The organism is Amphritea sp., assembly GCF_048266285.1.
In the GTDB taxonomy this organism is placed as follows: domain Bacteria; phylum Pseudomonadota; class Gammaproteobacteria; order Pseudomonadales; family Balneatricaceae; genus Amphritea.
In genome coordinates, this window is the sequence record NZ_JBLWZV010000013.1 from 17,306 (window position 1) to 28,872 (window position 11,567).

Here is an 11,567-nt window from a genome sequence, read left to right on the forward strand (position 1 = left end):
TTAACACTTAAATCGCACTCATCGAATGATGATTACGCTGACATCAAGCCGAGTGCGCCATTAATGCTTCTATCTCTGCAACACTCTTAGGCGCTGCGGCACTAAGCACTTCATAACCATCCTCAGTGACCAATACATCATCCTCAATACGAATACCGATGCCGCGCCATTTCTCATCAACATGGTCGTTCTGCGGCGAGACATAGATACCCGGCTCCACGGTTAGAACCATGCCCGGCTCTAATGACCGCCATTCACCATCAATTTGATAATCACCCACATCGTGAACGTCCATCCCCAGCCAGTGACCAATACGATGCATATAGAAAGCTTTGTAGGCACCGCTTTCGATCAGCTCCTCTGGATCGCCTTTCAGCAGACCAAGCTCAATCAGACCGTGGGTTAACACCTCCACCGACTTGTCATGGATACAGATCCAAGGAACACCGGGACGAATCGCTTCGATACAGGCTAATTGCGCGGCCAAAACCAATTCATATAAGGCTTTCTGCTCGGCACTGAATTTGCCAGAGACCGGGAAGGTGCGGGTAATATCACCGGCATAGTAATCCAATTCGCAACCGGCATCGATCAACACGAGGTCACCCTCATTGAGCACATCTTGATTCTCGGTGTAATGCAATACGCAGGCATTCTCCCCCCCGCCGACAATAGAAGAGTAAGCCGGTAAACGGCAGCCATTCATAGCGAAGTGGTGGCTAATTTCAGCCTCTAACTGATACTCTGTTAAGCCTGGCTTACATACCTGCATCGCCCGCACATGGGCCTCGGCAGAGATACGTCCGGCTGCCCGCATCAGCTCCGCTTCTTCAGCGGATTTAAACAAGCGTAATTCATGCAGCAGGCGATCTAACATCACCATTTCGCCCGGGCCTGCCGCCCCCATGCGCGCCTTTTTACGAATATCATTGAGCCAGCCACGCACCTGCAGATCGAACTTATCGTTTAAACCGATGGAGTAGTAGAGCCGATCTTTGCCTTGCAGCAGATCCGGCATTCGCTGATTCAGTTCATCAATCGGATACGCATGATCGGCACCGTACTGATTACAAACACCCAGCGGCCCGGCACGATAGCCATTCCAGATCTCCATTTCAGGATCTCGGTCACGGCAGAACATAATCACCTGTCCACCGTCTTGCTCAGGAATCAACACCAGCATCGCATCCGGCTCATTAAAACCGGTCAGGTAATAAAAATCACTGTCTTGCCGGAACGGATATTCCACATCCCGGTTACGGCTGACTTCACTCGCTGAGGGCACAACAGCAACACTGCCCGGACTCATTTTATCCATCAGCAGCTGACGGCGGATGGCAAAACCTGACTGACTGATTCGCATAGCTGACATCACTCCCTGTTAGTGAACTGTTGCACCCGGTGCAGGTGCAGTGTCTTGTTCCGTGGCGGCGTTAAACTCGCCAAAAATCATCATTGAAGAGATACGTACATATTCTTGCAGCTCCATCAGATCCGATTCATTCTCTTCATCGGCTTCAGGCTCTAGCTCAATCTGGGCAATCTGGGCCATATCGGCCAACGCTTCTTTCAACTCATCAGACAGGGAATCATTGGTATGCCCACCTTGCAAACCGAAGCCACTCAGGTAACCCTGACACCAACAGCCTAACGCCTCAGCCCGTTCAGCCATCGCGAGATCATCATCCGGCAGCATCAGCTGAAAACCAAAATCATGTTGTTCTAACTGCGCTACCACACCATCATAAAGATCGGTAAAGGCTAACGTGGAGGACTCATGGCGAAAATCACCGATATCGGTTAACTCCTTCACCAGCTTCAACCAGGCATCATGGCTAAACCGGGCTCCGGCGGAAAGATAACCGCACAGCAAACCGTGCAACTCGGCGGCACTACTGGTCATACTGTCTTCAGCGACCAATACATCACATATTTCATAATACTCGGGAAGAAAATCTTCAGGGGACTGGGTTTCAGGCATGGAGGCGCTACTCTGTATCGGCTTAACTTTTCAGGATTCATATCCTAGCACTTCAACTACAGCGGCACCACGAAACAGCACTCGATTACCAGCCATTTTCAGCTTATTATACGGCCTCTGATAATTGAGTCTTAAACCTATGTCTGCGCAAGCGTTCGATAAACTAGAACAACAGATCAATATGCTGATCCTACACTGCCAACAACTTGAGCAGTCTAATCAGGATCTGCAACAGCAAGTTTCTGCCCTAAAAGAGGAGCGGAACCAGCGCCTGCACGTCGCCAACCAGACCGACCAGAAGCTCGAAGCGATGATTAGCCGCCTTAAAACTCTGGAGCAGCAGGCATGAGCAGTTCTCCCCGCAATATCTCCGTAACCCTGCTCGGCAAAGAGTATGTGGTCGCCTGCCCCCCCGAAGCGGAAGCCGAGTTGCTCAAAGCCGCCGCCTACCTCGATAAAAAAATGCAGGATATCCGCGCGGGTGGACGCATTATCGGGGCAGAAAAAGTCGCCGTCATGGCCGCCTTGAATATCACCTATGAGCTCCAAGCAAGCCAAGCAGCGGAACGCCAAGTCGTCAACTCGCGACTCGACCACCTCAGTTTACTGCTCGAAAAAACCTTATCCGAATAGCGTTGCCCTGCAGCGCTTTTTAAATCGCCCTTGAATTTTTTTCAACTCAACTAAATAACCTTACTTTCCATACAATTATACGCGGCACCTTTAGGCCATTTAGCACAGTATTTTTTTATTTCAAGGCTGACTTTCCGTTCGGGAGCAGTATAATGGAATCAGCTCCCTGAGGTTATTGGTAGTTCTGGTTAGTCCCTTGAGCCGATAATCACACTTTTGGAAGCTTCTTGGTTATCTGATGTGCATGTCCGCTAGACGGAAAGCCTAATTTTAATCTGAAGCTGCCACCTTGAACCTTCGGGTTCAGGGCCGATCCAGCGCCGCAACCCTGGGGAGTCTTTTCTTTTCCTTCTGCTGTGTCCCGTCATGAACCAAGCCACTGATTTTAAAAAGAACTTGCGTCGTCAGATGCGCCAAAAGCGCCGTCGCCTGACAGCGGCAGAGCAACGTCAACACGCCCACGGTTTACTCTCGACTATTCGTCAATTAACTCAGTTTCGTCGCAGCCGCACCATCGCACTCTATCTCGCCAGCGATGGTGAAATCAGCCCCGAACAGGTAATTCAATACTGCCGCAAACTGGGTAAACGCTGTTTTCTACCAGTGCTCCACCCTATTCGCCATAACCGCCTCTGGTTTATTGAATACACCCGGGAAACGACCTTAAATGCAAACATCTATGGCATTAAAGAACCGGCTTTAATTCAGGCACCACGACGCCCGGCTTGGGCATTAGATCTAGTCTTGCTACCGCTCGTTGCATTTGATGAAGAGGGTGGCCGCTTAGGAATGGGCGGTGGTTATTATGACCGCACCTTTGCGTTTAAGCAGGGTTGGCGTCAAGGAAGGGGCACGCGCCTGATCGGACTAGCGCATGATCTGCAAAAAGTGGATCAGCTAAAAACTGAAAGCTGGGATATTCCACTGGAAGGCGTTGCTACCGAGGAACGCTTTTACCGCGCAGCCCGATAAGCGGGTTTAGTTCGTAAACACTTGGCCAACCATCGATACAAATTCGATATCAGCATGACTGACACCGGTAAACACTGTACCTAAAACAAATACAGCAACCAGTACTACAACGATATCGGGTCCTTTTTTCATTTTCACTGCTCGGAAAGTTTAATTCACTAAGTCAAAAGCGCGCATATTCTTTCATATAGTAAAAATAATACAACTATTTTTAAGACGTTATACGCACTTTATCGACAAATACTTCAATAACTTATTAAAAGACCTTAAAAAGCAGCTAAAAGTTCAACATTTTTAACGAAATTCACAAAAAATACGGAAAAATCGATAAAACTACCGGCATTAACAGCATTGAGAGCAATGTTTGGCCAGTAATGATCGCCGACATTAGCGTCGCATCCCCACCCAACTGCCGAGCCAATACATAAGCTGACGGTGCTGTCGGTAACGCACTAAACAGCAATAACACCTGAGCAACTTCAGGCGAATCAATAAATAAGATACAGATAAGCAGCATCAGAGCGGGAAAAATCATCAACTTAACGAAGCTGCTATAGATCACCGCGCCACCTGCTTTCCGTAGCGCTGTCAGATTAAGCCCCGCACCGACCGCCAATAGCGCCAACGGTAATGCGATACCACTGGCCAAGCCGGCAACCGATGCAACAACCCAAGGCAAGCCGATACCCGATAGGTTGAGAAAGATACCGATACAGCAAGCAATAATCAGTGGATTCTTAATAATAGCGCGCACAGCACTCAGGTAGCCCGCATCCCGACGGGTATAGAGACTAAAAATCAGCACGCAGAGCAAATTTAACAACGGCACCATCACCGCAATAATAACCGCCGCCACTGCAACACCTTCATCGCCAAACAGTGCTGCACTCGCCGCTAAGCCAACATAGGTATTAAAGCGTATCCCGCCCTGATAAACCGAGGTAAAGCTACTGTTTTCTAACGGCTTCAATCGCTGAATCCCCAGCATCAATAAGGTGCCGGAAAACAGTAATAACACTACAGCCAGCGCCACTTCGGGCACCGGTACCGAGCCAACATCTGCGAGACTCAGCTTATACACCAACAACATAGGGAAGAGTAAAAAATAGATCAGCTTTTCGGCTGGCTCCCAAAAACCATCACCGGGAAACCCCATCCGCCTGACGATATGGCCAATACATAGCAGTGCAAAAACCGGCCACAATGCCGTGAGAATCTCGCTCATCTGTGCTTATAATCCATTAACAACTTATACATATATACAGGGCGCGCAGCCTGTAACTCAAACCTGATAGCAGGACAGTGAGGATTATGGGATGATCCACTAAGGTTGTCAGCACTTTTTAACGATCTGGCTATATTTCAAAGACCATAGCCATACATAGCGGCAACCCTCGATAACAGACACCTATTACCATCGCTGCCAACCAAGACCGTCAGCTAGGTCTGGATACACCTTAAGGAGCAAATAATAATGACATCTCTCGTACTAACCGTTATCGCCCCGGATAAGCCCGGACTAGTAGAACTACTCTCCCAAACCATCGCCGACAATGGTGGTAACTGGCTCGAGAGTAGTATGTCCCGTCTAGCAGGCAAGTTTGCCGGTATCCTTATCGTCTCGATCACCGAAGATCAAGCTGAGCCACTGATCGACGCCCTACAAAAGCTCGAATCACAGGGCCTTAGAGTGCTTATCGCGCGCAGCCAAATACAACCAGCATCAACGGACAGCAACAGCATTACCTTGGAACTAATCGGTCATGATAAACCGGGCATCGTCCGCGAAATATCCCAGGCCCTCAGTCGTTACCATATTAATGTCGAACGTTTGTCCACCGAACTGGTCAGCGGCTCAATGTCAGCCGAAGAACTATTCAAAGCGGATGCCGAGCTAACAGTGCCGGCAGGCGTCGACCTAGATGACTTGCAGCAATCGCTGGAAGCCATTGCTAACGATCTAATGGTCGATATTACCCTCAATTAAATAAGCGTAAATAAAACCAAAAAACCCGCCAAACGGCGGGTTTTTATTGACCTCAATAGCTCGTTTAACGGATAGAGAACTTACTCAGCAACGCTTGCTGCTGTTTAGCGACATCCAATAACGACTGACTGCTTTGTGACGCAATCACCGCACCTTGAGAGGTTTCAGCCGCAGCTGAATTAATCGCAACCAATGTCTGACTAACCTCCGCAACCGCCTGCGCCTGTTCATTCGCCGCCGTTTCAATAAAGGTGTTTAAATCGCGAATATGAGCGATCGCCTGATTCATCGACTGCAAGACTTCCTGTGACCTACCCGCCTGCTCAACACAACTCTGAGACTGCTTAAAGCTCTGATTCATCACCTCTGATACCCGTTGAATCGCATTTTGCATATTCCCGACCATCTCTTGAATATCCTGCACTGATGCTCGGGTACGACCCGCCAAACCTCTGACCTCATCTGCTACTACCGCAAAACCACGACCCTGCTCACCGGCGCGAGCCGCTTCAATAGCCGCATTGAGCGCCAGCAGGTTGGTCTTATCAGCGATATCCTGAATGGTGGTTAAAATCATCACAATTTGCTCACCGAAAGCCGACATCTCAGCACTCACGCCAACCGCTTGATCAATACCTTTAGCCTGGGTTTCGATACTGGCAATAGTATCCAGCATTCGCTGACTGACGCTCTGACTTAACGTTTCAAACTCATGCACCGCTTGTAAGGTTGTCTTACTGTGATCCGCCACTTCGGAAACACTGTGCTCCATCTCTACTGCGGCAGATGACGTCTGCTCCAGCTTCATACTTTGCTGGTCCATCGACTGTGTTGTCTGCTGGCTGATCGCCGCATTACTGTTGGCTACCGTAGAGAGGCGTTCAGCACCTTCGGCAACTTTTTGTAAAATATTGCGCAGCTCTTCCACCACCGAATTGAGATAACGGCTCAGATCACCAAACTCATCTTCGCGCTTAACCTCAAACACAACACTCAGATCACCCTGACGGAAAGTACTCAACCCCTGATGAATATGCGCCAACGGCACCCGTATGGTTTGCACCAACACAACCGCAATAATCAAGCCCAACACCACTGAGCCCACCGCCAACGATAAGATACCCACATGGCTGAAATTCACCAACTGCTGAGCTTCATTACGTGCACCACTCGCCAACTGATGGTTTGCCTCAATAAAGGCAGACATTGCCTCACGGGCGCGGGAAATAAGACTATCGGTTTTGCTCAAGCTTTCAACTAAGGATTTATTCGCAGCCGCTTGCTCGGTGTAATAATCGACCAAGCCGCCATTACTGTAGAGATGGTTATTAACCGACATAATGGTTCGCTTAAGTAACTGCACATTAGGAGCCATCGGCTCGACCGCTTTGAAGGCGGCGAGTATTTCACCTTTATTTTTGGCCAAAGACGTCTTCAGCTTTTCAATATCACCGGTACGTTGATAGTCGACTATTTGAAAACGATGCATTCTGAAAGCGATATTCAGATCCTGCGCCTTATCAAGCATCTCTTGATCGACCTGATCTTCATAGAGAGTCTGTGTCCAGAGGCTCAGAGTATTACCGAGTGACTGAAAGTCCAGTTCCGCCTGACGGGTTTGGAACTCCAGAATCAAGGCCTGCTTTCGATCAGACATCACCTTACTGGTGATCTCAAAAAACTGCTGACTAACGGTTTCCACTTCTTCAAGAGTTGCTTGGAGCTCGGGTTTCCCGGCAACTTTTTCCGCTACCTGCGCCTGTGCTTCATTAAACTTAACAATCTTCGCTTTGACCTCTTTTACCTTTTTGTTCAACTCCTTAATCCGGCTCTGTGACAAGGCCGAAAAAAGGGCGGAGTTAACCTCCTCAAGGTAAACCATCTGCTGAAAGCTACCCGACAACGACGGAATAACGTTATCCGATACCGTGAAGAAATGGTTCGAGATAGCTCGACTTCCGAGTAAGCCTCCCGCACCAACGACAACGATCAACATCACCATTAAGGCAAATCCAGCTGTCAACTTATGTGTGACATTCAGTCTCATTCACAACTCCGGTCTATCCACCGGCCTCCAATTATTAAATCCCGCTTGGGCTTTATCATTATTATTTTTCAACGCAGGTTATCGTATCCTGCCAACCATATACAGACACAACAACGGCCCTTTAAAGCGACCGGGTACAAACCCAAAAGGCTTATAAATTTAAAGAGTTAAAAGCAAAATTGAAAGCACAACTTCGATCACCAACCCCATTAACGGATTGAAAAGCGTGCTAATAGCGCTTGCTGCTGTTGAGCGACATCCAACAACTGTTGGCTACTTTGTGAGGCAACCACCGCCCCCTGAGATATCTCAGCTGCTGCCGCATTAATTTCAACCAGTGTCTGGCTGACCTCAGCAACAGCATTTGCCTGTTCATTCGCGGCACTTTCAATAAACACATTCAGATCACGAATATGCGCCACCGAATCATTCATACTTTTTAGCACATTCTGCGAACGACCAGCCTGTTCAACACAATTCTGTGTTTGCTGATAGCTCTGATCCATCACTTCAGACACTCGCACAATCGCATGCTGCATATTACCCACCATCTCTTGGGTATCTTGCACTGATGCCCGAGTACGTCCAGCAAGGCCTCGAACTTCATCCGCGACCACCGCAAAGCCACGCCCTTGCTCACCCGCACGCGCAGCCTCAATCGCCGCATTCAGCGCCAATAAATTGGTCTTATCGGCAATATCTTGGATCGTGGTCAAAATCATTACAATCTGCTCACCAAAGGCCGACATCTCGGCACTCACCTGCATCGCCTGATCAATGCCCTGCGCCTGAGTTTCAATACTCGCAATCGTATCGAGCATCTGCTGACCGACGTTCTGACTCAATGATTCAAATTCATGCACCGCCTGCAAAGTCGTTTTACTGTGTTCTGCCACTTCAGACACACTGTGCTCCATCTCCACCGCCGCAGACGAGGTTTGCTCCAGCGTGGCTGTTTGCTGCGACATCGATTGCGTCGTTTGCTGACTGATCGCCGCATTACTGTTAGCCACCATTGATAAACGCTCTGCACCTTCCGCTACTTGCTGCAGAATACCCCGTAACTCTTCAACCACAGAGTTTAGGTAACGACTTAAATCACCAAACTCATCTTCCCGTTCAACCTCAAAAACAACGCTTAAGTCACCCTGACGAAAAGCACTTAACCCCTGATGAATACGCGCCAGCGGCACCCGTATGGTTTGCACCAAAACCGCCGCCACAATCAGCGCAAAAATTACCGCACCGACCGATAAACCAATAATCCACCAACGCCCAACAAACACTTCGTCATTAGCCTGCGCCTGCGCCTGCGTGAGTATCTGATTGTTCTTAGCAATAAAGCTTTCAACCGCTAAACGGGTTTCTGCAATCAACTTATAGGTCTGCTGTAAACGCAACGCCTGAGCCTTTTCGGCAACATCCATCGAACGTAGGTAAGCAATCAGCCCATCGTCGCCATAAAACTGCTGTTCAAATGCCTTAACATCATCCTGTTCCGTGGTAAACCGACTGTTCAGGCTGATGATCTTGGCGGCATTTTCAGAAATATCACCCTGCTTAGTTTTAAGAAACTTATCCAGCCGGGTCATACTCTTAGTCCGATTGAAATTCATCAATCGGGTGCGAAAGATTCGCATGGTCTTCGCTAGATTTTTACCCGCCTTCGCAACCGGTGTACCGGCATAATCGACCTGTAATTTACTCAACGCATCGGACAACGAACTATCCAGCTTACGCACCCGAATATCTGCATCAATAATATGCCGCTCATTGTCGAGAATATTCCGTTGCTCCACTAACACTGTATCCGCTAGCAGGAAATATTGATCCACTAATGCAGCGACCCGATCCAACTCCGCAACCAGCTCATCATCACCAGCCACCCGCTCTGCTAACCGCTGTTGATCGGCTTTGAAGGCATCCAACCGCTGCTTAAATAGATCACGCTGCTGATTCAACTCTCGCACCTGCCGCTGAGACAGAGCAACAAATAGCTCGTTATTCGCTTCTTCCAGATGCACCAACTGTCGCAATCCATCAGTCAGAGAGGGCACGACATTCTGAGTGACATTCTGAAACTTATGGGAAATTAACTGGATTACATTAAAACCACCGACCCCGACGACGATGATAAAGACCACCATCAGGACAAAGCCGACAATCATTTTATGACTGATATTAAGTTTCATCTGTACTCCAGCACGGCATATTTCATCTTACTTGTGTACCACAGGCGATCAGTTAAGCACCCTGTTCTATCAGCATCCATAACGCGCTAAGCCAAACAGCCCCTTGTAGATTAATTCAAGCTTAGACTTATCGCTCAATTTACGCTGTTCTTTAACGAGGATCTTCTCTCAGTATCCCAAGCTGGGTAGTAAAAAAGAAAAAACCCGCTATAGCAGTACCATAGCGGGTTCGAAAAAGTCGATATTTATCAGTGACGTTGCGCCAACATCTGCTCTGCACGGTCACAGGCCTGACGCACCTGATTAGGCGCAGTGCCGCCGATATGATCCCGTGCACTGACCGAACCATCGAGGGTCAACACATCAAACACATCGCCGGTAATCTGATCCGAGAACTGCTGCAGCTCTTCCAGTGTCATCTCGCCGAGGTCTTTGCTCTGCTCAATACCGTAAGCCACCGCTTTACCGACAATTTCATGGGCATCACGGAATGGAATCCCTTTACGTACCACATAATCCGCCAGATCTGTCGCGGTGGAGAACCCACGCAGAGCCGCTTCACGCATGTTGTCACGCTTCGCTTCAATCGCCGGCACCATATCGGCAAAAGCCCGCAGACAACCTTTAACCGTATCGATCGCATCGAATAACGGTTCTTTATCTTCTTGGTTATCTTTGTTGTAAGCCAGCGGCTGCGACTTCATCAACGTCAGCAGTGACATCAAGTGACCATAGACACGACCGCTCTTACCTCGCACTAATTCAGGTACGTCTGGATTTTTCTTCTGCGGCATAATAGAAGAGCCAGTGCAGAAACGGTCTGGCAGGTTAATAAAGTTAAACTGCGCCGATGCCCACATCACTAACTCTTCAGAGTAACGGGTCATATGCATCATCATGATGCTAGAGGCGGCACAAAACTCAATGGCGAAATCTCGGTCGGATACTGAATCCAGAGAGTTTTCGGTCGGTGCTGTAAAACCCAGCAGCTCAGTAGTCATATGACGATCGATCGGATAAGTCGTACCCGCTAATGCCGCAGCACCTAATGGCAGAATATTGACCCGCTTGCGGCAATCAACAAAACGCTCATAATCTCGGCTCAGCATTTCAAACCATGCCATCAGATGATGCCCAAAGGTCACCGGCTGGGCCGTTTGCAAATGCGTAAAGCCCGGCATAACCGTCTCTGCTTCTTGACGCGCCAAACCGATGATGCCCTGTTGCAGACGGGTAATCTCAGCCAGCACATTATCGATCTCTTCACGTACATAAAGACGGATATCGGTAGCGACCTGATCATTACGTGAGCGACCGGTGTGCAGTTTTTTACCCGTAATACCAATTTTTTTGGTCAGCGCCGCTTCGATGTTCATGTGCACATCTTCCAGCGCAATGGACCACTCAAAGTTGCCATTTTCGATATCAGACTGAATTTCGCTCAGCCCCTGCAGAATATCGGCACATTCTGCTTCACTCAGCACGCCCACTTTAGTGAGCATCTTCGCATGTGCGACAGAGCCCTGAATATCCTGCTTATACATCCGCTGATCGAATTGTACCGATGCCGTAAAGCGTGCAACGAAGGCATCCGTTGGTTCATTAAAACGGCCACCCCATTGCTGGTTGGTTTGTTCTTCACTCATACTGAAACCTCACATCTGTCATCCGCACCGACGGCAAGCGGACCCTGTCCTAAATCAATGGCAGGCATTATACAGCAACCTCCCCCCCAACCGCATGCCCGATCAGCTG

At 48.8% G+C, this 11,567-nt stretch carries 11 protein-coding genes and 1 other RNA gene; 5 read left to right on the plus strand and 7 right to left on the minus strand.

The annotated features are described in order from the left end of the window. Positions 1-43: 43 nt before the first annotated feature. Together pepP and ACN0T0_RS13735 are read right to left on the minus strand one after the other, a co-directional pair. Positions 44-1,363, minus strand: coding sequence for a Xaa-Pro aminopeptidase (gene pepP / locus ACN0T0_RS13730; RefSeq protein ID WP_417226994.1), 1,320 nt, complete (start codon positions 1,361-1,363; stop codon positions 44-46). 18 nt (positions 1,364-1,381) lie between these two features. Beyond that, the gene (locus ACN0T0_RS13735; protein WP_417226996.1) at positions 1,382-1,981 is read right to left on the minus strand and encodes a UPF0149 family protein; all 600 of its coding nucleotides are present in this window, start codon (positions 1,979-1,981) and stop codon (positions 1,382-1,384) included. A gap of 139 nt (positions 1,982-2,120) precedes the next feature. On the opposite strand from ACN0T0_RS13735, the gene zapB reads away from it, so the two are divergent. From zapB to ACN0T0_RS13755, 4 genes are all read left to right on the plus strand, one after another. Then, positions 2,121-2,330 (plus strand): cell division protein ZapB, encoded by a 210-nt coding sequence (gene zapB / locus ACN0T0_RS13740; RefSeq protein WP_417226998.1) that lies wholly within the window; start codon positions 2,121-2,123, stop codon positions 2,328-2,330. Beyond that, positions 2,327-2,614, plus strand: a complete 288-nt coding sequence (locus ACN0T0_RS13745; protein ID WP_417227000.1) for a cell division protein ZapA — start codon at positions 2,327-2,329, stop codon at positions 2,612-2,614. Before zapB ends, ACN0T0_RS13745 begins: the two co-directional genes overlap by 4 nt. Before the next feature lie 160 nt (positions 2,615-2,774). Then, a non-coding RNA gene (gene ssrS / locus ACN0T0_RS13750) (6S RNA) lies at positions 2,775-2,953 on the plus strand. A 27-nt stretch (positions 2,954-2,980) separates the two neighbouring features. Continuing rightward, the gene (locus ACN0T0_RS13755) at positions 2,981-3,586 is read left to right on the plus strand and encodes a 5-formyltetrahydrofolate cyclo-ligase (RefSeq protein ID WP_417227002.1); all 606 of its coding nucleotides are present in this window, start codon (positions 2,981-2,983) and stop codon (positions 3,584-3,586) included. Between the two features lie 6 nt (positions 3,587-3,592). Here the strand turns inward: ACN0T0_RS13755 and ACN0T0_RS13760 are convergent, their stop codons facing one another. Beyond that, complete coding sequence (locus tag ACN0T0_RS13760) at positions 3,593-3,718, minus strand: hypothetical protein (RefSeq protein WP_417227004.1); 126 nt, start codon at positions 3,716-3,718, stop codon at positions 3,593-3,595. Positions 3,719-3,890: 172 nt separating this feature from the next. Continuing rightward, complete coding sequence (locus ACN0T0_RS13765; protein WP_417227006.1) at positions 3,891-4,811, minus strand: AEC family transporter; 921 nt, start codon at positions 4,809-4,811, stop codon at positions 3,891-3,893. A gap of 249 nt (positions 4,812-5,060) precedes the next feature. Here ACN0T0_RS13765 and ACN0T0_RS13770 point away from each other — a divergent pair, with 249 nt between their 5' ends. Then, positions 5,061-5,573, plus strand: a complete 513-nt coding sequence (locus ACN0T0_RS13770) for a glycine cleavage system protein R (protein ID WP_417227008.1) — start codon at positions 5,061-5,063, stop codon at positions 5,571-5,573. 64 nt (positions 5,574-5,637) lie between these two features. On the opposite strand, the gene ACN0T0_RS13775 is transcribed toward ACN0T0_RS13770, so the two are convergent. The 3 genes from ACN0T0_RS13775 to argH form a co-directional block, all read right to left on the minus strand. Continuing rightward, a complete protein-coding gene (locus ACN0T0_RS13775; protein ID WP_417227010.1) occupies positions 5,638-7,620 on the minus strand; it encodes a methyl-accepting chemotaxis protein in 1,983 nt (660 codons plus the stop codon). Between the two features lie 209 nt (positions 7,621-7,829). Further along, entirely contained in the window at positions 7,830-9,812 is a 1,983-nt protein-coding gene (locus ACN0T0_RS13780) for a methyl-accepting chemotaxis protein (protein ID WP_417227012.1), read from the minus strand. Between the two features lie 248 nt (positions 9,813-10,060). After that, positions 10,061-11,458 (minus strand): argininosuccinate lyase, encoded by a 1,398-nt coding sequence (argH, locus tag ACN0T0_RS13785; RefSeq protein WP_417227014.1) that lies wholly within the window; start codon positions 11,456-11,458, stop codon positions 10,061-10,063. Between the last annotated feature and the right edge of the window lie 109 nt (positions 11,459-11,567).

What these genes read in the sequence shown, in the direction of transcription:
- ACN0T0_RS13770 (WP_417227008.1), top strand. Translation starts at nt 5,061, where the DNA reads ATGACATCTCTCGTACTAACCGTTATCGCCCCGGATAAGCCCGGACTA.
- ACN0T0_RS13765 (WP_417227006.1), bottom strand. Translation starts at nt 4,811, where the DNA reads ATGAGCGAGATTCTCACGGCATTGTGGCCGGTTTTTGCACTGCTATGT.
- ACN0T0_RS13760 (WP_417227004.1), bottom strand. Translation starts at nt 3,718, where the DNA reads ATGAAAAAAGGACCCGATATCGTTGTAGTACTGGTTGCTGTATTTGTT.
- pepP (WP_417226994.1), bottom strand. Translation starts at nt 1,363, where the DNA reads ATGCGAATCAGTCAGTCAGGTTTTGCCATCCGCCGTCAGCTGCTGATG.
- ACN0T0_RS13735 (WP_417226996.1), bottom strand. Translation starts at nt 1,981, where the DNA reads ATGCCTGAAACCCAGTCCCCTGAAGATTTTCTTCCCGAGTATTATGAA.
- ACN0T0_RS13745 (WP_417227000.1), top strand. Translation starts at nt 2,327, where the DNA reads ATGAGCAGTTCTCCCCGCAATATCTCCGTAACCCTGCTCGGCAAAGAG.
- zapB (WP_417226998.1), top strand. Translation starts at nt 2,121, where the DNA reads ATGTCTGCGCAAGCGTTCGATAAACTAGAACAACAGATCAATATGCTG.
- argH (WP_417227014.1), bottom strand. Translation starts at nt 11,458, where the DNA reads ATGAGTGAAGAACAAACCAACCAGCAATGGGGTGGCCGTTTTAATGAA.
- ACN0T0_RS13775 (WP_417227010.1), bottom strand. Translation starts at nt 7,620, where the DNA reads ATGAGACTGAATGTCACACATAAGTTGACAGCTGGATTTGCCTTAATG.
- ACN0T0_RS13780 (WP_417227012.1), bottom strand. Translation starts at nt 9,812, where the DNA reads ATGAAACTTAATATCAGTCATAAAATGATTGTCGGCTTTGTCCTGATG.
- ACN0T0_RS13755 (WP_417227002.1), top strand. Translation starts at nt 2,981, where the DNA reads ATGAACCAAGCCACTGATTTTAAAAAGAACTTGCGTCGTCAGATGCGC.